We start from the raw sequence: 24,282 nt of genomic DNA, 5'->3' as shown, positions 1-24,282 counted from the left end.
TCGGCGGTATTCACCCCTTGATACAAGGCTGCAGCCGTTACAGCCGGCATTGAATCAACATCAAGCCAACGCCCTCTCTGAAATGACGCCAATCAAGCGTTCGCGGCGAGAAGGGCTAACAACTCGTCTTCATCCATCACTTTAACACCAAGCTCCTGCGCTTTAGCCAGTTTTGAACCTGCCGCCTCACCTGCCACTAAACAATCGGTATTTTTGGAGACACTGCCTGCCACTTTCGCCCCCAGCGCCTGCAACTGCGCTTTAGCATCATTGCGATTGAGCTGATTTAAGGTGCCAGTCAATACCCAAGTTTGGCCTTTAAGCGGCTGAGCATCTGCACTAGGTGCTTGAATGGCGGGCCAATGCACACCAGCAGCAACTAAAGCATCAATAACTTCAAGGTTATGGGGCTGGGCAAAAAAGTGGGCCACATGCTGGGCAACGACAGCACCAACATCTTCCACTTCAGTTAACTGCTCCACAGTGGCCACCCGCAGCGCATCTAGACTGGCAAAGTGCGCCGCTAGGTTTGCTGCCGTCGCCTCGCCCACTTCGCGAATACCTAAGCCATATAAGAAACGCGCGAGAGTGGTGGTTTTGGCCGCTTCAATCGCGGCCGCTAAATTGGTTGCTGACTTCATCCCCATACGGTCAAGCATAGTCATCATAGAAGCGGTGAGCTTAAACAGATCCGCAGGACTTTGAACTAACTCTTTATCAATCAATTGCTCAACGACTTTGTCGCCCATACCATCGATATCTAAAGCCTTGCGGGAGGCAAAATGCTTAATCGCTTCTTTACGCTGCGCTTCGCAGAATAAACCTCCGCTACAGCGAGCCACAGCCTCACCTTCTAGGCGCTCGACTAAACTGCCACACACAGGGCAATTATGCGGAAATACAATGTCTGTCGCCGTTTCAGGGCGTCTTTCGGGCACTATGCCAACAATTTGTGGGATAACATCGCCAGCGCGGCGGATGATCACTGTGTCACCGACTTTAATGCCTAAGCGGGCAATTTCATCGGCATTGTGCAGCGTCGCATTCGATACCGTCACGCCACCAACAAACACTGGCTTTAAGCGTGCTACTGGCGTGACAGCACCTGTGCGGCCCACTTGAAAATCAACGCCTTCAAGTTGGGTCATTTCTTCCTGTGCGGGGAACTTATAAGCAATCGCCCAGCGGGGTGATTTAGCCACAAAGCCTAAACGTTGCTGCTGGGCAATGTCGTTAACTTTCATCACTACGCCATCGATTTCAAAGGCTAAATCACCGCGACGGCTGAGAATATCTTTGTAGTAGTCATAGACTTGGCTTAGTTCAGCGCAGACTTTAATTTCGCTACTTACGGGTAAACCCCACGATTTAAGTTGCTGTAACTGCTCGAAATGGGTTTTAGCTAACGGATGGGAATCCGGCTCCACCACACCGAGCGCATAGGCATAAAAAGCCAATGAACGGGCAGCAGTAATTTTACTGTCAAGTTGTCGCAAGCTACCTGCTGCTGCGTTACGCGGATTCACGAAGAGTTTTTCATCTTTGGCGCGCGCCCTGTCATTCAAAGCTTCAAAAGCGGCTTTTGGCATAAAAGCCTCGCCGCGTACTTCAACGAGTTCAGGGAAGTCATTACCACGTAATTTAAGCGGGATCGATTTAATGGTTTTAACATTTTCAGTGATGTCTTCACCCACTGAACCATCGCCGCGCGTCGCCGCACGCTCGAGCACACCATGGCGATACAAGATACTCACGGCAAGGCCATCAAGTTTAGGCTCACAACAAAAGCTCACCTCACCCACTTTATCGGTGACACGCTTATGGAAAGCACTGAAATCCGCCTCATCGAAGGCGTTATCTAGGCTTAACATAGGCTTAAGGTGCGTGATTTGATCAAATTTGGCGAGCGCTAATCCGCCCACCCTTTGAGTCGGTGAATCAGCGACAATCAAATGGGGATACAAGGCTTCTAACTTGAGTAAACGCTGCATCAACCTGTCGTACTCAGAATCGGTAATGCTCGGAGCATCGTCCACATAGTAACGAATGTTGTGCTCGTTCAGCGATTGGCTGAGCGCCTGCATCACCTGCGATGCGTTTTCTGGGGTGACGTCTTTAGACAGAAGTGTATCGATTTGAATGTCTTGCATATTCTTTATCCAGAATTCTTTAGATCACAAAAAGTAGATCACAAAAAATGAGGCCGCAATCGCGGCCTCATCAATGTATTAACCGCCAAGTTGCGGCGTCGGCTTAAGCGTTAGCGCGAATGCGGTGTAAATAATCTTGCTTAGTGAACTCACCCCAAGGTTGGCGTTGTCCGTCAAGCACGACCGCATCGATATCATCCGCGAGTTGACGCGCCGAGTTAAGCATAATCGAGAAATTCATTAGGGCGTCACCGTAGCAAGGCAAAGTCATGAAAAACACCACACCTTGGGTACTGAACTGCTCCATATTATCCGGATCAAACACGCCAGGCTTTAGCATATTCGCTATCGAGAACAATACTTTACCATTGCCAGCATTATCCACATGGCGATGGAAAATATTCATATCGCCATATTTAAAATTCAAGGTTAAGAAACAAGGTAGCAATTCGGCTCCGTTAAGCTGTAGACCCTCTTTAGCGACCACGTGTAATACCAGTACGTCGCGTGGTTCACCTAACTCATCTTCAGCGGCTTGTTCGACAACCTCTTCTTGATATCTATCTTCTTTATATTCATTTTCGTCAAACAAGGCCGTTTGCTGCGGAGCTGCACTACGTAACGCATGTTCCTGCTCAGCCGCTTTTTGCGCGACGATAGCCGCATGAGATTGACCCATTGGCGGAGTTTGCGTACTCACTTGAGTGTTCAAAACGGGCTCTTGACGCGAGACTTTCGGGCCACGGTGTTGCTCTTTTGCCACGGGTGGCTGCAAGCTAAAATCAGGCTGAGCTGTTACAGGCTCGTGTTTAGGGCCAACTTTCAACTCTGGTTTAAATTCTGCTGATTTAAACTCTTGTGGTTTAAATTCAGGCTTAGGTTCTAGCTTTACTTCCTGCTTCAAATAAGGATTGGTCGCAGGAGTTTCGTTGTTAGGTGCAAGTTCACCGGCTTTGCGCACGCGTACGGCGCCAATACCATCGGCATCAAACCCTTCTGAATCGATCCGCTTCGGACTCGGCTCACCTTTCTCAGCCTGTTTCTTATAAAAGTTGCTCATTGGGCTATCTTTCAATGATTTAGGCTGTTGTCTTCTGATAGACCAAAATCCATGCACCAGCACAGCAACTATGGCTATGGCGCCTAAAACGAACAATACTAGTTGCAAATCTTCCATTGGTTACCCTGTCTTTCTTCTAGTTATCCAGCGTCAGCCATCGCCACCGCTTGCTCTATGTCTACCGCAACTATACGAGACACACCGGGCTCGTGCATAGTCACGCCAATAAGTTGATCCGCCATTTCCATGGTTATTTTGTTATGGCTGATATAAATAAACTGTACGCTCTGTGACATTTCTTTTAGCAATCGACAGAAGCGTTCTACGTTGGCATCGTCTAATGGCGCATCCACTTCATCTAACATACAGAAGGGAGCAGGATTCAGCCTAAAAATGGCGAATACCAATGATAAAGCGGTTAATGCTTTTTCACCACCCGAAAGAAGATGGATTGTGCTGTTCTTCTTCCCCGGTGGTTGGGCCATGATAGTCACGCCCGTTTCTAGCAAATCGTCGTCAGTTAACGCTAAATAAGCTCGGCCGCCGCCAAACACTTTCGGAAATAAGCGTCCGAGATCTTCGTTGACTGAATCAAATGTCGTCTTAAAGCGGCTTCGGGTTTCCTTATCTATTTTACGGATCGCTTCCTCTAAGGTTGCAAGCCCTTTATTTAAATCGTCATCTTGATGATCAAGATAAGATTTTCGCTCACTTTGCTGTTCAAATTCTTCGATCGCCGCAAGGTTAATGGCACCTAAACGAACAATTTTCTGCCGTATTTGATCTAAATCACTCTGCCACTTGTCTGGCATCCCCTCTGCGGGCAAGTTTCCAAGGATTTCAGACAGAATGATTTGCTGTTCCTGTAAGGCTTCCAGCTGACTATTCGCTTGGCCTTTTATTCCTTCACGACGTAACTTTAACGTGCTCAGGCTTTGAGTCAAGTCCTCAAGCTTACCAAGCTCTTGTTTTTGCTTTATTCCTATACGGTTTAATGTGTCTGTGAGCACACTTTGCTGCTGACGAACCTCTTTTAAGCCCTGTTGTTGCTCATGTTGTTGCTTTAGTAACTGCGTTAACTGTTCAGTCAGCTGCCCACTATTTTGCACCCCACTCAATTGGGCAACTTTGGCAAGTTCTGTTAACACAGACTCGCGGGAGTGGATGAGTTCATTGACACGCACTTGCTGTAATTCAATTTGCTCCGTGCTCACGGCCATGCGCATCGTCACGGCTTGCAAACCCGTCGCAGTGGCTGATAATTGACGTTCTACCTCAGTAATACGCCCTTTTAATGCTTGATGGCGCACACTATCGGCCTGCGTGTCTTGGATGAGTTGCCGTTGAATATCTTCACTTGCCTGCAGCGTCTCATCGAGCTCCATTTCTTGTTCTGCTAATAATTCGCATTGCTCGCTTAAGCGTTCAATATCAATCAAACTCGTACTTAAAGCCGCGTCGAGTTTACTTTGCTGTTCGACGCGCGCCTTCACTTGCTCGATTAAACCACTAAGCTGCATCGACTTAGTCGCTTTGTCTAACTGCAATTGATGTAATTTTTGCGCGCCATAGGTCAGTTGCAGTCTTTGTTGCTGCAAAATAGCCGCAAGATCTGTCATCTTGTCTTGCCGAATCTGCAGGGATTGTTGCAAATCGAGGATATTTTGCGCTAACTGAGCTTGCTCTTTACTGAGTTGCACCAGTGACTGGGCGCCCTCTGTTTTCGTGATTAAAAAACCTTGTCCCAGTAGATAACCGTCGGCAGTGACAATCCGTTGATCGGATGTTAGTTGTGGCAGCAGTTCTTTAGCTGCATGGATATCCTTTGCCCACTTAAGCCCCGCTAACCAAGGGGCGAGATTCACCTTAGCCTGTAAAAATTCACTTTGGTTTGATTGTGACGCTAATGCTTGAAACCCCATTTCAGTTTCAGTGACGCCAACGGGCAAGGTCAACAAGCCATTTAGGGCGAGTTCGGCCGCGGTTTCCCAACCATTTTCAACGGTTAAACTCTGCCATAACTGCGGTTTATCACTCTGCTGTTCTTGCTTAGTCAACCACTGTTCAACCAGCTCATGGCGCGCTTTAGTCGCAGTTAATTGCTGCTGAATTTGCTCAGCGCTATGGCGGGCTTCATCTAAGGCTTGCGTACTTGCACTTACACTTTGTTCTTGCTGATGATTAATTTCATTTTGCAGTGTGAGCGCATCATCCAAAGACTCAATATCTTGCTGCAATGGTGTAATACTCGATGCGAGATCACCATCCATTAACGCCGAAAGTTGCGCCTGCTGCTCACGACTTTGCTGCTGTTTGTGTTGCTGTAATTGCTGCTGATGCGCTAACTGGCTGCGACGCAGTTCAAGCTGCAACTTATGCTGAGAAACATCCGCGGCCTGTTGGCGCGCCACTTCGGCCTGCTGCTGACTGCGTTCTATGCTCATTTCCCATTGGGATTGCAGCTCATCCATGAGCTCTTGTTGCTCATCATGCTGTGGCCCAAGCTTGGCAAGCTCAAGCTCTAACGCACTAAGACTCGCTTTATAGCCGTTAAGCTTATCGGTGTTTTGTTGGATCTGCTCTTTGACTTGCGCCAACTGGGTTTCGAGCTGGGCGTCGCGCTGCTTTTGATTCTGTAGCTGTTGCTCTAACTTAGCGATTTCAGTACCGGTCAGATAATAGGCCTCAACCGCTCGCTGCTCTTGCTCCGCCAGTTGCGCGAGTTGCACTTGCAGTTCAGTGGTTTGTAATTCATCGGTTTGCGCGAGTGACTGCGCCGCCGCTTGCTGTACTTCAATAGCACTTATCTGCTCAGATAGGCTCGCCATCTGATCTTGCAACTCTTGATAGCGCATCACAAGGAGTTCAGCATGGGTCTTACGCTCGGCCTGCTTAAGCTCACGATATTGCTTAGCGGCTTTAGCCTGCTGCGCGAGTTTATCTAACTGCTTACCGAGTTCACTGCGAATATCGCCCAAACGCTCGAGGTTTTCGCGGGTATGGCGAATACGGTTTTCAGTTTCGCGCCGACGCTCTTTATAGCGGGAAATCCCAGCGGCTTCCTCAATAAAGGTACGCAAGTCTTGGGGTTTAGATTCAATCAGGCGGGAAATAGTGCCTTGCTCGATAATGGCATAACTTCGCGGGCCAAGACCTGTGCCCATAAACAAGTCGGTAATGTCTTTACGACGACACTTTTGACCATTGAGAAAATACCAAGACTCACCGTCGCGGCTCACTTGACGCTTAACGGCGATTTCTTCATAACTGGCATACTGACCAGCGAGGCGACCTTCTTTGTTTTCAAAAATAAGTTCAACACCCGCCACAGACACAGGTTTTCGCGCGCTTGAACCGTTAAATATCACATCAGCCATAGAATCACCGCGTAGGTGCTTCGCCGAGCTTTCACCGAGCACCCAACGCACTGCATCGATCACGTTCGATTTACCGCAGCCATTTGGGCCAATAATGGCGGTTAATGCCTGTAAAAAAGGAATTTTCGTGGGATCGACAAACGACTTAAAGCCGGCAAGTTTTATCTGTTTTAATCTCATGGTGCCAGTTAGCGCGTCTCTGAAGTCTGGCCCGAAAATGAGCCGAGCGGTGTAAATGCATTTATCGGCCAACTTTAACAAAGCAGGCAGCATTTTGTAACGCTTTTTATTGAATTCATGCGGCTTTTAGCTTGTCATCTGTCCATGAGTTGATCACAATCGCATATAGCTGTCGCTTAACTTTTTTGGAAAAACGATATGACACAGAAAAAAACCTTGCCCTTCCCAGCCAAAAGTGGCGTTAATTATTTTCTCGATGGCTTTGGTTTAATCACACGTAAAGGCCTGCGCACTTTCGTATTTATTCCGCTAATGATTAACCTTCTGCTGTTTGCTGGCGTCATTTATGTAGCCATAGGCCAGTTAGATACGCTATTCACTTGGATGAATGCGCAGCTCCCTGAGTACTTAAGCTGGTTAAACTTTTTACTTTGGCCACTCGCCGTCACCACTATGCTGGTGATGCTTGCTTTTGTATTTAGCTCCGTCATGAACTGGCTCGCCGCCCCCTTTAATGGTCTGTTGGCTGAAAAAGTCGAGCAGTTGTTAACTGGTAAGCAGCTGAATACCGGTTCTGGTATTGATTTAATCAAAGACTTACCTCGTATCCTTGGGCGTGAGTGGATCAAACTCAAATACTATCTGCCCCGCGCACTGGTATTTTTGTTATTGTTTTTAGTGCCTATGGTAGGCCAGACGCTGGCGCCGATTTTATGGTTTCTGTTCAGCGCTTGGATGATGGCGATTCAGTACTGCGATTATCCCTTCGATAACCACAAGGTCAGTTTTAAAGATATGCGCTTTGCCTTGAATCAAACCCGTGGCACCAGTTTTAGCTTTGGCGCCACTGTGACGCTATTTTCGATGATCCCCATAGTCAACTTTATCGTCATGCCAGTGGCGATTTGTGGCGCGACGGCCATGTGGGTCGATAAGTATCGTGAAGCGTATCGCAACCATGCAATCGCACCCGAGTAGTAACACCAGCAGTGCTGAGTCATGGCTCAGCACTGCTCCCCAATTTTTTTAGACCCAATAATCCAATCATGTTTCGCCTCGTTAAAATCAACGCAAACCTTGTAACAATTACTCGCTATTGTTAACTTCACGTTTTCTGGCAAAATGCGCGCCACGAATGTGTTATTTGAGTCTTTTTTGTTGAAATCAATCTTAGCCATAATCTTATCTAGTCTTACTTTTCTACCTGTAACTTGTCTTGCTGGCTATGCCAGCCAATTTCAGTTAGCCATTCCAACACTTAACAGTGCTGCCAATATCGACGGTGAGTTGGACGATGCCATTTGGCAACAAGCCGCAGTCACAGAGCTCAAATACGAAACCCAACCAGGGGAAAACATTGCCGCATTAGTGAAAACCGAGGCGCGAGTCTATGCGACTAAAACCAGTCTTTTTGTGGCATTTACTGCCAAAGACATTAATCCCAAACTCATTCGGGCAACCCTCAAGGACAGAGACAAGCTGTGGAGTGATGATTTAGTCGGAATTAAACTCGATACTTTTAATAATGCCCGTTTAGCATACCAATTTTTTATTAATCCCCTTGGCGTGCAATTAGACTCAATTGAAAACGAATTAACGGGTGAAGAAAGCGAAGCATGGGATGGGATTTGGAAATCCGCAGGCAAGATCACCGCCGATGGCTATCAGGTCGAAGTCGAATTACCACTGAGACTGTTCAACTTTGACGACAAGAAAAGCCTACAAGAATGGGGCTTTGAGTTAATTCGTTATTATCCACGCAATGAAAAACATCGCCTATCGACCCATAAGATTGACCGAAATACGAGTTGTCAACTTTGTCAGTTAGGTGTGGCTTCTGGCTTAGCGGGGGCAGAACAAGGACAGGATGTACAAATCACCCCGACTTTTATCGCCAACCGTAACGAACATAAACAGGCGGATGGCTGGGAAGCAGATAACAATCTCGAGCCAGGTGTAGACTTACGCTGGGGCATTAATTCCAGCACCTTACTCAATGCCACCATTAATCCCGATTTTTCCCAAGTCGAATCTGATGCTGGCCAGCTCGATGTGAACAGCACTTTCTCCTTGTTCTATGATGAGAAACGGCCGTTCTTTTTGGATAATAAAGACTATTTCGACACACAGGTGAATCTGCTGCACACCCGCAATATTGTTGCACCAGACTATGGTATAAAACTGACAAGTAAGAGCGATGATCATACTTTAGCTCTGCTAGCGAGTAACGATAGCCAAACCACGTTTTTGGTACCGGGAAATTTAAGCTCAGAAGTTGCCTCGCTTGATCAAGAAAGTTTGAACCTTGCGGGACGTTATCGTTTCGACATGAGCAAAACCTTCTCCATCGGTGGATTACTTACCGCGAAAACGAGCAGTGACAACACTCACAATGGTACAGCAAATAACCCACACTATGGGATTAACAGCCAACCCGATTACCACAACTATGTCATTAGTCTGGATGCGAAATATCAACCAACACCACAGGACAGTTTCACTGCGCAAGTGGCCCAATCAGATACTCAGTACCCCACGGGAGTTTATCGTCAATTTTGTACTGATACTGAAAATGACCCTAGTAATGGTTTGCCCTGTGGCCAATCTCAGCTTGATTGCGAACTCGGTCACTGCCAACTCAACGAACAAGTATTACGTAGCCAATCTGATAGCCGCTTTGGCGGCAATTTATATCAGTTAACCTTTAAACACGAAGAGCGAAATTGGTTTGCTTACAGTGAATACAACGCAGTTGATCCCGATTTTCGTGCCGATTTAGGCTTTGTCGAAAAAATCGATTACCGCACCTTTGAGGCTGGTGCGGGTTTGATTTGGTATCCTACGGGCACCTTTAACAAGGTGGAATTAGCGGGAGATTGGGATATCACTCATAACCAAGCAGGCGAACGACTTGAAGAAGAGTATGAAGCCTACATCGAAATCCTCGGCGCATTACAAAGCGAAATCACCTTTGGTGTAGAAACCCGTGAACGTGTGGGCCCTCGCCGCAATGCTTCACAGCTCACTATCGCCGGAAATAGTCAACTATATGATGAAACCCAAGTGTGGTTTTATGGCGCAGTAACCCCGTTATCGCCCCTGAGTATGGAGCTTGAAATGTACTACGGCGATGAAATTGATTTTATCAATGATAGGCTGGGCACTCAAACGCAAATGAACCCGAGTATCAATTGGAAAATTGCTAATGGACTTTCTATCGATATCTCCCATCTTTATCAGCAAATGGATCTGGAACAAGGTGCGCTTTTTACCGCGAATCTGAGCGATGTACGCCTCAACTGGCAATTCAGTCTACACAGTTTTATTCGCCTTTCTAGCATTTACACCCGGATAAATCGCAATGTGGCGCAGTATTTATATTCGGCGCCGCAGAGTGAGGAAGCGCATTTAGGCAATGAGCTCCTCTACGGTTATAAACTCAATCCGCAGAGTGTATTCTACCTCGGATACTCTGATAGTTTGCAGGCTAATGATGAGTTAAGCCGCCTGACGCGGGACGAGAAAACCTACTTTATGAAGTTAAGTTACGCATGGCTGCTATAAACAATCATTACATTAAACAAAAAGCAACTTAGGCAAACAACTGACATAAAAAAGCCCACATCTTCCTCGATGTGGGCTTTTTATTATGACGGTGAGAATCTTAGACCTTCTGCAGAATAACACTACCAATAGAATATCCTGCGCCAAACGAACTCAATAAACCTAAATCGCCAGTCTTAAAGTCACCGGAAAACTTATGAAATGCAATCACAGAACCCGCGGAAGCCGTATTGGCGTATTCATCTAGTACCACGGGCGCTTGTTCCGCTGACACATCATCCCCAAGCAACTTTCTCACCACAAACTGATTCATGTTGATGTTCGCTTGATGTAACCACAAACGTTTGAAGGACTGTGGCGTTAACGCTTGTTCGGCCAGATGTTCATCCAAATGTTGGTAAATCATCGGCAACAGCTCTTTAAATACCTTGCGCCCTTGTTGGTGGAATAACTTATCGGCTTGATGGGCCGCACTCGGATCGCAGCGGTTCAAGAAACCGAAATTACTGCGAATATTGTTCGAGTAATCAGTAAAACAGCGGCTCGAGAGGATCTTAAACACATGGTCAGACGGGGCTAAGCTTTGTTCTTCCAGTACCAGAGCCGTCGCCACATCACCGAAGATAAAATGGCTGTCACGGTCGCGATAATTCACCTGTGCCGAGCAAATCTCAGGGTTGATCACTAACACTCTTGAGGCAGAACCCGTAGCAATGGCATTAGCCGCGGCGACAATTGCAAACGTCGCCGATGAACACGCTACCTGCATGTCGTAACCATAACCCCGCGTACCCAGTGCACGTTGAATTTCAATCGCCATAGCAGGATACGCACGCTGAGTATAAGCGCAGGCAACAATCACTAAGTCAATTTGTTCAGCCTTGAGATTGGCATTTTTAAGCGCCATCAATGCGGCTTCAAGGCCAATCTCGGCCTGCATCGATAATTCGTCACTACTGCGCTCAGGAATCAACGGCATCATGACTTCGGGATCCAGAATGCCCTCTTTCACCATCACATATCTGTGCTTGATGCCAGAGGCTTTTTCAATAAACTCGCTCGATGAATAGGACAAAGCCGCAACATGGCCTTGCTCAATTAAGCCTGCATTTTCAAGATTAAAAATATCCACATAAGCATTGAAGCTCTCAACTAAGGCTTCATTGGAAATACTGTGGGGCGGCGTAAATAGGCCACTCCCCGAAATGACGACCTGTTTCATAAATGCTCCAAACGGGTACTGGTTGTAAGGTGAGCAGAGGATGCATCATCACTCGTAAGCACAGGTGCTAACTCATTTTGCCCCTGCGCTTGTTGCTCTAATCGTTGCTTTTTATGCATTTGCACTAAGTCTATCACGACTGTTGAAGATATTTTATCTTGGATCCCCTGCCGATTGGCATCCCAAAATATTTGCATAAAGCCAAGTAAGCCTGTGGTAAAGCCTGCGGCATAGCCACCATAACGGCCAAACGCGGCCCATAAACTGATGTTGGCACCATCGAGCTGGATCACCCGAATGCCCAGCATCTTCTTACCTAAGGTTTGACCATCAAATCGTGCAGTAAAGACGGTAAAGTAAAACGCTGCCCAACCAAAACCCAGCCCCATATCACTCAGAAAGCCTTTAACCCAAGCGACAACTCTATGGCTTGTAGCTTCATCAACGGTTCTGAGGCGAGAATATTGCGAAGAGCTCACATTCACTGCATCAGCCACCGCGCTTTGCGGCTGTACATCCGGCGAAATAGCTTGAATAGGCTGAAGTGGCTCAGGCGGAGAATCTGTTGTCGCCAACTCAACAGGAAGCGTAATAACAGGCCATAGGCTGCCATTAAGCACTTCCGCCTGTAACTTTTCACTGTCTATGGCAGGCAAACTACTGTTGGCTATGGTTGCTAGCACTATTTCACGTTGATCATTTTCTGTCATGCCCTTTGATCCTGAAGCGCTTTTTATCGCTTCATGTAGGGATTGAACTTGAGTTTTACCACAAGCATAATTATTGCACTGGCTCAACGACATCAATGCTGGTAGTGACGTAATGATTTGTTCACCTAATGCCAATTGTTGCTCTACTCCCTCACTGCTTTTAACGTCTGTTCCATTAAAATCAAACAGATTATTAGCGGTTGTCAGCAACATAAAAACCAACATCAAGGCATAAAGTCCCCACTTTAATAAACGACCAAACTTACGACTGCGCTTTTCAATCCAGATAATACTGACCACCAGCAAGACAAACATCCAATCCATCTGCTCAGCTAACACAGTGATCAGCAAACCATCAATCAGTATGGCTAACATCCGCTTCAACGGTGTCGCCAATGGGGTATATAACACGGCTGCTGCAATGGTAAATGCCTTTGGTGTTACCATCGTTTTTGGATCTTTACCCAGATCCATTTGTTGCTGCTTCATCTTTGCGCTTGTCCGATACGAGTGATAGGCTAGTTTTACGATTGAGACATCAAGAAGTTATCCCTGTTAATGCCACAATCTTTTTTATGTTAGCAAGAGGTTAACACAGTTAAACTGGCTGCCAATCAGGGTTTGCGAATAACAGCACACCCTTTAATAACCAAATCGAATAAAGAAGAACAAACAATCACTTCTAAAAGCGCCACAGCAGATTATGATTCAGTAGTGCCAACATAGGAGCAAGCAATCCATGAGCAAAATTTTCGAAGATAATTCATATACTATTGGTAATACACCACTAGTACGTTTAAACCGTGTTAGCCAAGGTAAAGTGCTGGCCAAAGTCGAAGCCCGTAACCCAAGTTTCAGTGTTAAATGCCGTATCGGTGCCAATATGATTTGGGATGCCGAGAAGAAAGGTCTATTAACAAAAAATCACGAGCTGATTGAGCCGACATCAGGCAACACAGGTATTGCATTAGCGTATGTTGCCGCGGCCCGTGGCTATAAACTGACCCTGACCATGCCAAATACCATGAGTTTAGAGCGTCGTAAGCTACTCAAAGCCCTAGGCGCAACTCTCGTGCTGACTGAAGGCGCGAAAGGCATGAAAGGTGCGATTGATAAAGCGGAAGAAATTCGCCAATCGGCTCCTGAAAAATACATTTTATTGCAGCAGTTTAATAACCCTGCTAACCCAGAAATCCATGAAAAAACCACAGGTCCAGAAATATGGAATGATACCGATGGTGAAGTGGATGTGTTTGTTGCCGGTGTAGGTACTGGCGGTACAATTACTGGCGTAAGCCGTTACTTGAAAAAAGTGGCAGGTAAAACCATCACCTCAGTGGCGGTTGAGCCAGCAGATTCTCCTGTTATAGCTCAAACCTTAGCGGGTTTACCTGTGCAACCAGGGCCGCATAAAATCCAAGGTATTGGTGCTGGCTTTATCCCAGGTAACTTAGATTTAGAATTGATTGACCGTGTTGAAGCTGTAACTAACGATGAAGCCATCGACATGGCCCGCCGCTTAATGCAAGAAGAAGGCATTTTAGTGGGTATTTCATCGGGTGCCGCCGTTGTCGCCGCAAACCGCATCGCTGAGTTGCCAGAGTTTGCAGGCAAAACCATTGTGGTGATTTTACCATCGGCTGCCGAGCGTTACCTATCTTCAGTCTTGTTCCAAGGCCAATTCGGCGACGAAGAAAACGTTCAATAAACGACGTTTTCTCGTCCTTAAAATACCCAGCTTTGGCTGGGTATTTTTATTTATGGCATTCCATTATTTAGATCTCGATTACAGAGCATAAATAAGTTACTGCTCAAGTTTGGATACAGCTCATAGTTCTTCGTATCTCAACTGGCTTTCACGGCTAACTTGGTTATAAAGAACGGACCCGCTCGCCAATTCATTCCTTTTTATGTCTTTTTACCGAACACCAAGTAACATCAGCGCCTTCAATGCGAAGTTTGAAGCTCAAAAAATTGCCTTTGGCCCCATCAGCTTTCAAGTCGCCCACTGCCTACTCAAATTCGATGTGCTAGCGCAAATAGATAACGCGGCTGAACGTGGGATCACTGCGGCCGAGCTAAGCCAATCGACACCACTGAGCGAGTACGCCCTTGGAGTCTTGCTGGATATGGGGCTCAGCATGGGGCTCGTTTGGCAGCATGAGTCTGGCTATGTCCTCGACAAAACGGGGCACTTTTTACTCCATGACGACATGGCCGCCATCAACCTTAACTTTGTGCAGGACGTTTGTTATCAAGGCCTTTTTAGCCTTGATACCGCACTACTCGAAGGCAAGGCCGCAGGACTCAAGGTTTTCGGTGACTGGGATACTATCTACCCTGCCTTGAAGGATTTACCACCCAAAGCGAAACAGAGCTGGTTTGCCTTCGATCATTACTATTCGGATCATGCCTTTCCACAGCTTCTGCCGTTAGTGTTCGCCCATAAGCCAATCCATTTAGTGGATATAGGCGGCAATACGGGAAAATGGGCACTGAGCTGCTGTGATTATGACGCAAGCGTTGAAGTCACGATTATGGATTTTCCGGGGCAACTAGAGGTAGCCACACAAAATGCACTCGCACGAGGTTTTGCAGCACGCGTGCATACCTTTGCCACCGATCTGCTGGACGACTCACTCCCCTTTGTCGAAGGCGCCGATACTTACTGGATGAGTCAATTTCTGGATTGCTTCTCAAAAAGCCAAATCCTGAGCATTTTACAACGCACGGCAAAGGCAATGACATCAAGCAGCCAACTCTTTATCGTCGAAACCTTTTGGGATAGACAGCCATCGGCCGCCTCCGCCTATTGCGTAAATGCCACTAGCCTCTATTTCAGCGCCATGGCCAATGGCAACAGCCGCATGTATCACTCTAAGGATTTATTGGCCCTGCTTCACCAAGCGGGACTGTATGTGGATGAAGATACAGACAATCTTGGCCTAGGGCACACGCTACTGCGTTGTAAACTCAAACCTTAAGTTTAATAGCAACATCAAAGTAAAAAAAACTTATGCAATGAATAAAATTAATCAAATTTATTTATCATTGATACCCGCAGTACACTAAATACATCAAAACAGCGCCCTAAAAAAGCGATGTTAAGCATTGTCAGTATTGAGAGGTATTCAAAATGACTTCAAAACGCAAACGCTGGACATCCCACGCAGCTAAACTTCCCAGCCCTATGGCTGGGTTGGCACTGGCAATTGCCAGCTTAGGTTGGACATGGGAGAACATGACACCTTCACTTAATGGCGCAGGACAACTCACAGGTGCCATCATAGCCTCTGTGTTGCTGCTACTGCTCATGGGTAAATTCATGCTTCATCCTAATATTTTAAAGGACGAGCTAAGCCACCCTGTGATTGGTAGTGTGATCCCCACCTTCGCCATGGGCTTGATGGTGGTGTCTAAATCACTCGGCGATTATTTCCCCCATGCAGGCTTAACTCTGTGGCTAGTCGCCATTGGTATCCATGTGATCTTCCTAAGCGCGTTTATCTACTTTCGCGCCATCGATTTTAAACTCGAGCACATGGTTCCAAGCTGGTTTGTACCACCGATTGGCATTATCGTCGCGGCGGTGTCTTTCCCTGTGTCTGATTACCAATGGTTAGCAAACGCCATTTTGGTTTTTGGAATGTTAGCCTACTTAATCATGCTACCTTTGATGCTCTATCGCCTCATTTTCTGTCAGACGATACCTGATGCCGCTAAACCAACCATTGCCATTCTTGCAGCTCCCGCCAGTTTATCACTCGCGGGCTATCTGACTGTTTGTGAGCAGGCATCAATTCCCTTAGTCGCCTTACTACTGAGCATCGCCATTCTGATGACCAGCATCATCTACTTGGCCTTCTTTCACCTACTAAAACTGCCCTTTAGCCCAGGCTATGCCGCCTTTACCTTCCCTATGGTGATCGGTGCAACCGCCCTCTTTAAAACCGCAGCTTGGTTAACGCAGTTCAATAACATGGGTGAGTTAGCGATATGGATAAAATACTTAGCAGAATTCGAACTGGTAATCGCCACCTTAGTGGTTGCCTATGTCGCCCTACGTTATTTAGGACACTACTTTCCACTGCAATTTAAAGTGGCAGAGCTAATAAACAGAATAGAACCAAGTAAAAATTAATTCTCTATTATATGCACTCTGCACACATTAATTAGAAAAACCTACTGAAACTCAAAAGAATATTAAAACACCCCCCTAAAAAAACTGTTCAATTTCAAACCAAACCTATCCTAGGCCTTCTAAAAAAGTGCACATTTAAAAGAATAAACTATCTAACTTAAACAGCATGGAACCCTTTATATCAAGCTCAGCTTCACGAGCAAACCTGAAGATATACGGAATGACAAACTAAATAAGCAACATTTCCTATTTTCTCTATAAAAATAATAAAAAAGTATGATTTAACCAAAAACAAATTAAAACAAAATTAAAACAAAAATAAAACAATATAACAATAACACACTCAATACCCAAACAAAATTTAAACAAAATTTACAAAAAAAAGATACGTGAAATACCAAATAACCATCACTAACGGCATTAATGATGCGCAAACCCTTTTTAAAAAAACATTTAGTATCAACTTTTACAAATCAGAAACAATTTAAGAAACATTTAGAATGTTGCACTTGTTATTTTCTTGTGGTTATATCTTGAACCTAATTAAAGGTGACACTTATTGGTTACAAAAGTGACTTTTAATAAAATAAGAATTAAACAAAAAAACAAATGTTAAGGGAGAATAGAATGCGCGCAAAATCTACATTAGCCAAAGCAGTTCGCTTTGCGTTAATCAGCGGAGTTGCTACAGCAGCATTATCAACTTCAGCAGTATTTGCTGCTGAAGACGGTGCAAAAGTTGAACGTATTGAAGTAACAGGTTCTCGTATTCAAAGAACTGATATGGAATCAGCATTGCCTGTTACGGTTTTATCGGCTGAAGATATAGCTAAAACAGGCTTAAGCGACGTTTCTGCAGTATTAGCTCAAATGCCATTTAATACTGCGGGAAGTTTTATTAGTGACGCTGGAAGTTCAGCAAGTAACCATGCAAGTTCAGGCATGCGCGGATTAGGCTCTAACCGTACGCTAACATTAATTAACGGACGTCGGATCGCTCCTTCCGCAACATTTGGTGGTGATTCAACCAACCTCAACTTAATCCCTATGGATGCAATTGAGCGTATCGAAATTTTACGTGATGGTGCATCAGCTATTTATGGTTCTGACGCTATCGGTGGTGTAATTAACATAATTCTTAAAAAGACATTCGATGGCTTAGCATTCGATGCAAAATTCGGTAGCCCAACACAAGGTGGCCGTGATGAAAAATCTGCTTCTATTACATTTGGTAAAACTGATGATAAAGGTAGTAGTTTAGTTGTTATCGAACATAAAGCATTTGACCCTCTGCAAGGTGGACAACGCCCTCACATAACAGCTAACTGGGACCAAAAATATGGTCGAAGTGGTTTGTATGCTCCAGAAGGAACATATCGTCCTGTAGCATCTCGCCCAGGAAAAGGCGCTGATGGAACATTTGATGACCCTGTTTACACAGGATTACAAGTTCCAGGTAAAGACTGTCCTGCTGATAGAGTTATTACCACTAAAGATGGCTCGGCCTGTGGATTCAGTCATTTTGATGGCACAGATTACTTACCTGAACAAACTAAAGACTCTATTTTTTCAAATATGACTCATCGCATTTCTGATGAACTAGAGTGGTTTGGTCAAGCAATTGTAATGCGTGATAAATCAACCACATCTTCAACAGCATTATGGACTCCTAATCTATATATGGCTGCTGATAACAAGTTAAATCCAACATATGGCACAGCTCAAGCGTCAGAGGTTCAAGCCTATCACCGCTTAAAAGGTGTAGCTGATCGCAAAACAGAATTCGACTCAAATGTAGTCGATATCGTTACTGGCTTGAATCTTGAATTAGATGCTGGTTCATTAAGCTGGTATGTTCAATATTCTGATCAAGTCGTTAATATCGAAACGGACTCTTATGTCTTTGAAGATAAGTTACAAGAAGCTGTAGATAAAGAACTGTATAACCCTTTTGTGGAAGGTGGCAATGCAACACAGGCAACCTTAGATACATTTTTGCATACAGCAACACGTAAAGCGACATCGAACACAACTGGTACAGGTTTATCTTGGGCAGCTTTAGCACCAATAGCATTACCTGGTGGCGATTTAGGCTATGCCGTCGGTGTTGAATATCAAAAAATGGAGTACAAAGATACTCGTGATGCGCAACAAGCGGCAGGCAATGTACTAGGTACTTATGGTGGTGATTCAGCTGGTGACCGAAGCTATAAAGCTGCATTTGTTGAATTAGAGCTTCCAGTTCTAGAAAATTTAAACGTTAAACTTGCTAGTCGTTATGACCAATACAGTCTTCCTGATGTTGGCCAATTATCAAGTTCAATTAACGTGCGTTATGAAGTGCTTGATAACTTAGTATTAAGAGCATCTTATGGACAAGGCTTTAGAGCACCGTCTTTAGACGACTTACTAGGCGAGCCAGCAACAAGTTATGATTCAATAACTGATACAACTCTGTGCCAAAGCTTACCTGATGATCAACAAGCAGGTAACAAAGCATGTGAAGATAACCAGTATTTACGTAAAAGTTCAGGTAATAAAGATTTAGAACCAGAAAAATCAGCTCAATACTCATTTGGTGCAGTGTGGAACATCACCGAAAATATTGATTTTGTCGTTGATTACTACAATATTGAAATCACTGACCAAGTAAGTTATATCGATGCTCAGACTATTGTCGACTTAGAAGCGACAGCTGGTTTAGGCGCCTACGATCCAAACTACATTTATGTAAAACGTAAAGCTGATGGCACAATCGATGAAATTGGTGCTGGCAACATCAACATGGATGGCGTACAAACCTCAGGTCTTGATGTCTCTTTTACGTCTAAATACGATCTAGGCGCTATGGGTGAGCTGAAGTTCGCAGTTGAGGGTACATATGCACTTGAATATTCAGAGCAAGCAAGTCCAATTGCTCAACGCTATGATGTTTTAGGAACTAAAGGTTATCCACCACTGCGTTTCAATACTACATTTAGCTACGCTATTGACGATTTTTCCGCGTCTTTAATCGCTAAATATATTGATTCTTATGATGGTGAAACACCACAACAGCAGGAAGCCGGCACTAATAAGCAAGACTTCTCTTCGTTTACAACTTGGGATATGACACTTAACTATGACTTCAACAATTATGGGAAAGTCACTGTAGGTGCACGTAACTTATTTGATGCCATGCCAACAGTTAACTATAGCTTAGGTTACCCTGGATACGACACTGATACGCACAACATCTTAGGTCGTGTAGTATTTGCAGGATACAAAGTTAAGTTCTAATATCGCATTTCTCAATTAGAACTAGAACCTAATCAAAAAACGGCATCTTCGGATGCCGTTTTTATTTACTTCATTACTTTCACTTCAGACTGATAATTAAAGACGTTTTAGGAATGTTTAGTCAGCTTAATTTCACTCTGATGCTGAGGTTTTTCAGTATGTGAATGTGGTGCAGAAAAGTGCTCATGATGAGCTTTGTGTGGTTCAGCCAAGGTTACTTTACCCTGCTCTATCCACCAATAACCTAAACCAACAATCACACCGCCACCGACAATATTGCCTAAGGTTACAGGTATTAAATTATTGAATATAAAGTTTGCCACGGTTAAATCGGCAAATTGTGCTTGAGTAACCCCTAAAGACACGAAGAACTCTGGGCTGGCGATTGATTGGATCATCATGCCCATAGGCACCATAAATAAGTTAGCGATACTGTGTTCAAAGCCACTACTAACGAACATAGCCACAGGTAAAATTAACAGTAACGATTTCGTCAGTACATCACGACTAGCAAAGGTCATCCACACACCTAAACACACCAACATGTTACATAAAATGCCTAAACTAAAGGCTTGAATCCAAGTATGGTGCAGTTTGTGCTGTGCCACTTTAAGGGCATTTAATCCCCAATTACCACCATCTAGCTCATACATACCTGCGGCAGTGATCAAGCAAACCATCAACATGGCGCCGACAAAATTGCCGGCATACACGCGGCACCAACATTTGAGTAATTCAGCGCCAGTGACCTGTTTTTGTGCCCAGGCGACGGTACTGAGCACAGAACTGGTGAACAGTTCTCCACCGCAAACAACCACTAAAATTAAACCTAAACTAAAGGCTATTCCGCCAACGAAACGAACTAAACCCCAAGACGCATCGCCTGCGCCAGTGGTTACGGTTAAATAAAAAACAAAGGCTAAAGCGATAAATGCGCCAGCAAACACGGCTAAGCCAAAGGACTGCCAAGGTGCTTTAACCACTTTGCTTGTCCCGTAAATTTCAGCCTGATTGTAACAACTAAAATGAGCTGAAACCTGTGGCGCTTCATGTGCGCTGTTTGTCACAGTTGGAACTGATGACGATGGATTTGGGCTTTTCATTGCATAACTCCAACTTCAGATAAACAAACTTGAACGCGTAGCATAGGTATCTCCAGCAGCGCCATTGCGCAGATAACACGAATCAAAACCGAGATAATGATTTGCTTAAATGATGATTCACTAAAGTCTCGCTTTGTATCATACAACGCGCTTATGCTGTGAAGCAGATATTGCTAAAGCGTGATGCTATTCACACCCAAAATGTGAAAACTTTGAAGCCAAAAACACAAAAGGTTAATTGGTCTTACCATGGTGACACGATTTTCATCGCGAGAATGTGGCTTAATTAAGATGGTATACAATGCATATTCTGCACGTTTCCATCTCATATTTAGCGAACTAACGTTTAAATTAATGCGCTATAGATTCAAGCAAACCTCAGCAATGACACATTAAATGACCAATAGCTTGACGCGTGTCTCTCGGTATTTATTAAATTGAACCGATACTTTAGCATTTACAGTTTAGTCCAACAGCAAGTAATAAGTTGCCTGCATCATAGCCAACTACTGTATTTAGCCACTCTTTAACCCTTCCTGAATGATTTAAGCATTGCATGCTTTATTTGATGGCGTTATGACATGCCGTCTCCTAAATCGACACTAAGTTAGCAAATAAAAATAAATTAATACAAATAGCTAACATCAAACTTATTTTTAATATCATAACCACTGCGCCTACTGTGACAGCTCCCATTATCGAGCCGTGACTTCCACCAATCAAAATCAGCCTATACGAGGATAGATTTATCCTCGCTAAAGGTGGACAGTAAATGGGAACAATATAGGCAGGCTGATTTAAGAGATAATGGGGTTCAGATGTCACACCAACTTAAAAAGCGTGCCGTATTCCCTATTGTGGTAAAAAAATGCTACCTAGCTAGCAAATTTGGGATTAACAGAGCATAAACCAAGCCGTTTAAGATGCGATAGCGACAGACCTATGTTAATATGCTTATGGACAATTGGTCTTACCAATTATAAAGATTTATCAGTAGCCGATAATCAAAGTAAGCGAATATTTGTCATCTTATCGGGTATCAATAGACAGACTTTTGGAGTGACGAGCGCTTCAAAATCCAGTTCCCATCATAGGGCGTCATCATGAAGGGAGCTTTATTTCAGGAATTAGCTATTGGCTTATACTCAGCATTGCTTAACGCTGATCGCCAATAACCTTTTATCTCAACCAGAAGGTATTAGTACGATGACCGACAAAACTGAACTGTTTGCCAACGCATGGGAAGGCTTTACTCCTGGCGATTGGAAATCTGAAGTCAATGTACGTGACTTTATCCAACAAAACTACGCGCCTTTTGAAGGCGACGAGTCCTTCCTCGCCGGTGCCACCGAAGCGACCACAAAATTGTGGGATAAAGTCATGGAAGGCATCAAACAGGAAAACCGTACCCACGCGCCTGTTGATTTCGACACTAAGATGGTTTCAACCATCACTTCCCACGACGCTGGCTACATCAACAAAGAATTAGAAACTATCGTTGGCTTACAAACAGACGCGCCGCTAAAACGCGCTATGTTGCCTAACGGTGGTATTCGTATGGTGGAAAGCTCATGCGCCGCCTACGATCGTGTACTGGATGAAGATGTTAAATACGTTTATTCAGAACTGCGCAAAACCCATAACCAAGGTGTGTTCGATGTTTACACCCCCGAAATTATGGCCTGTCGTAAATCAGGTATTTTAACGGGCTTACCCGATGCCTATGGCCGTGGCCGTATCATTGGTGACTATCGCCGTGTTGCACTTTACGGTATCGATTACCTGATGAAAGATAAGTTTGCCCAATTTAGCTCACTGCAAGCGCAGTTTGAAGCGGGTGAAGAGTTATCTAACGTTATCCAATTACGTGAAGAAATTGCCGAGCAACACCGTGCATTAGGCCAAATGAAGAAAATGGCTGCCAAGTATGGCTTCGATATTTCTCGTCCAGCGACCAATGCACAAGAAGCGATCCAATGGACTTACTTCGGCTATTTAGCTGCAGTGAAAAGCCAAAACGGCGCAGCCATGTCATTAGGTCGTACCTCTTCATTCCTCGACATCTATATTGAACGTGATCTGAAAAATGGCACCTTAACTGAGCAACAAGCTCAGGAAATGGTTGACCATTTCGTGATGAAATTGCGTATGGTGCGTTTCCTACGTACCCCTGAATACGACGAATTGTTCTCAGGCGACCCAATTTGGGCGACAGAGTCAATCGGCGGTATGGGCTTAGATGGCCGTACGTTAGTGACGAAATCAAGCTTCCGTTTCTTGAACACCCTTTACACTATGGGTCCAAGTCCAGAGCCAAACATCACAGTCTTATGGTCAGATAAACTGCCAATCGGTTTCAAAAAATATTGCGCCAAAGTGTCTATCGACACTAGCTCAATCCAATACGAAAACGATGACTTAATGCGTCCTGATTTCCAATCAGACGACTATGCAATCGCCTGTTGCGTGAGCCCTATGGTTGTGGGTAAACACATGCAGTTCTTCGGTGCTCGCGCTAACTTAGCGAAAACCATGCTGTATGCGATTAACGGCGGCGTAGACGAAAAACTGAAAATCCAAATTGCCCCTAAAGCAGACATGATCACAGACGAAGTGCTCAACTTTGATGATGTGATGAATCGCTTAGACGGTTTAATGGATTGGTTAGCGACTCAATATGTCACTGCACTGAACTCAATCCACTACATGCACGATAAGTACTCTTACGAAGCCGCGCTTATGGCGCTGCACGACAGAGACGTACGTCGCACTATGGCTTGTGGTATTGCGGGTTTATCTATCGCAGCCGACTCACTGTCTGCCATCAAATACGCCACCGTAAAACCAGTGCGTGATGAAAACGGCATAGCAGTTGATTTCGATATCAGCGGTGACTATCCAAAATTTGGTAACAACGACCCACGTGTAGATGATATCGCCTGTGACTTAGTTGAACGTTTTATGGCGAAAATTCGTGACCGTAAAATGTATCGCAATGCGATCCCAACGCAGTCAATTCTGACCATCACCTCAAACGTGGTTTATGGTAAGAAAACCGGTAACACACCCGATGGTCGTCGTTCAGGTGCGCCATTTGCACCGGGTGCAAACCCTATGCATGGCCGTGATGAAAAAGGCGCAATCGCTTCTTTAACCTCAGTGGCAAAACTCCCATTTGCCCACGCTCAAGACGGTATTTCTTATACCTTCTCAATCGTGCCAAATGCGCTGGGTAAAGATGATGATGCTCGCCGTACCAACTTAGCGGCATTGATGGACGGATACTTCGACCACAATGACAAAAAAGAAGGTGGCCAACACTTGAACGTCAACGTGATGAACCGCGAGATGCTCGAAGATGCCGTTAAGCATCCAGACAAGTATCCACAGCTGACCATCCGTGTTTCTGGCTATGCAGTGCGCTTCAATTCACTGACGCCAGAGCAGCAACAAGATGTGATCACGCGTACATTCACAAAAGGTCTGTAAGCTAAAT

13 protein-coding genes are annotated in these 24,282 nt (G+C 44.9%); 7 read left to right on the top strand and 6 right to left on the bottom strand.

All coding sequences use genetic code 11. The features are described 5' to 3' along the window. Positions 1-92: 92 nt before the first annotated feature. From ligA to L5L77_RS18475, 3 genes are all read right to left on the bottom strand, one after another. Complete coding sequence (ligA, locus tag L5L77_RS18485) at positions 93-2,150, bottom strand: NAD-dependent DNA ligase LigA (RefSeq protein WP_263163324.1); 2,058 nt, start codon at positions 2,148-2,150, stop codon at positions 93-95. Positions 2,151-2,253: 103 nt separating this feature from the next. Next, positions 2,254-3,327, bottom strand: a complete 1,074-nt coding sequence (gene zipA, locus L5L77_RS18480) for a cell division protein ZipA (RefSeq protein WP_219251477.1) — start codon at positions 3,325-3,327, stop codon at positions 2,254-2,256. 23 nt (positions 3,328-3,350) lie between these two features. Next, on the bottom strand, positions 3,351-6,767 hold the full coding sequence (locus L5L77_RS18475) for a chromosome segregation protein SMC (protein WP_263163327.1): 3,417 nt from the start codon (positions 6,765-6,767) through the stop codon (positions 3,351-3,353). 198 nt (positions 6,768-6,965) lie between these two features. Here L5L77_RS18475 and cysZ point away from each other — a divergent pair, with 198 nt between their 5' ends. Both cysZ and L5L77_RS18465 read left to right on the top strand, forming a co-directional pair. Continuing rightward, positions 6,966-7,745: a sulfate transporter CysZ gene (gene cysZ, locus L5L77_RS18470; protein WP_131523549.1), complete on the top strand. Its 780-nt coding sequence runs from the start codon at positions 6,966-6,968 to the stop codon at positions 7,743-7,745. Between the two features lie 144 nt (positions 7,746-7,889). After that, entirely contained in the window at positions 7,890-10,331 is a 2,442-nt protein-coding gene (locus tag L5L77_RS18465) for a DUF5916 domain-containing protein (RefSeq protein WP_411569221.1), read from the top strand. Positions 10,332-10,431: 100 nt separating this feature from the next. On the opposite strand, the gene L5L77_RS18460 is transcribed toward L5L77_RS18465, so the two are convergent. Together L5L77_RS18460 and L5L77_RS18455 are read right to left on the bottom strand one after the other, a co-directional pair. Beyond that, complete coding sequence (locus L5L77_RS18460) at positions 10,432-11,553, bottom strand: beta-ketoacyl-ACP synthase III (RefSeq protein WP_219253774.1); 1,122 nt, start codon at positions 11,551-11,553, stop codon at positions 10,432-10,434. After that, entirely contained in the window at positions 11,550-12,752 is a 1,203-nt protein-coding gene (locus L5L77_RS18455) for an RDD family protein (RefSeq protein WP_263223315.1), read from the bottom strand. The genes L5L77_RS18460 and L5L77_RS18455 overlap by 4 nt, the downstream gene beginning before the upstream one ends. 250 nt (positions 12,753-13,002) lie before the next feature. Here L5L77_RS18455 and cysK point away from each other — a divergent pair, with 250 nt between their 5' ends. From cysK to L5L77_RS18435, 4 genes are all read left to right on the top strand, one after another. Then, positions 13,003-13,971, top strand: a complete 969-nt coding sequence (gene cysK, locus L5L77_RS18450) for a cysteine synthase A (RefSeq protein WP_113940761.1) — start codon at positions 13,003-13,005, stop codon at positions 13,969-13,971. A 202-nt stretch (positions 13,972-14,173) separates the two neighbouring features. Beyond that, positions 14,174-15,247 (top strand): methyltransferase, encoded by a 1,074-nt coding sequence (locus tag L5L77_RS18445; RefSeq protein ID WP_263223314.1) that lies wholly within the window; start codon positions 14,174-14,176, stop codon positions 15,245-15,247. Positions 15,248-15,399: 152 nt separating this feature from the next. Further along, positions 15,400-16,404, top strand: a complete 1,005-nt coding sequence (locus tag L5L77_RS18440) for a TDT family transporter (protein ID WP_263223313.1) — start codon at positions 15,400-15,402, stop codon at positions 16,402-16,404. Between the two features lie 627 nt (positions 16,405-17,031). After that, on the top strand, positions 17,032-19,683 hold the full coding sequence (locus L5L77_RS18435; protein ID WP_263184828.1) for a TonB-dependent receptor plug domain-containing protein: 2,652 nt from the start codon (positions 17,032-17,034) through the stop codon (positions 19,681-19,683). Positions 19,684-19,790: 107 nt separating this feature from the next. Here the strand turns inward: L5L77_RS18435 and focA are convergent, their stop codons facing one another. Continuing rightward, positions 19,791-20,786, bottom strand: coding sequence for a formate transporter FocA (focA, locus tag L5L77_RS18430; RefSeq protein WP_263184829.1), 996 nt, complete (start codon positions 20,784-20,786; stop codon positions 19,791-19,793). 1,206 nt (positions 20,787-21,992) lie between these two features. On the opposite strand from focA, the gene pflB reads away from it, so the two are divergent. Continuing rightward, positions 21,993-24,275: a formate C-acetyltransferase gene (gene pflB, locus L5L77_RS18425; protein WP_028760972.1), complete on the top strand. Its 2,283-nt coding sequence runs from the start codon at positions 21,993-21,995 to the stop codon at positions 24,273-24,275. Positions 24,276-24,282 lie beyond the last annotated feature (7 nt).

Source organism: Shewanella sp. SM29 (assembly GCF_025654245.1).
GTDB lineage: Bacteria > Pseudomonadota > Gammaproteobacteria > Enterobacterales > Shewanellaceae > Shewanella > Shewanella oncorhynchi.
This window is presented reverse-complemented; position numbering and strand designations above follow the sequence as displayed.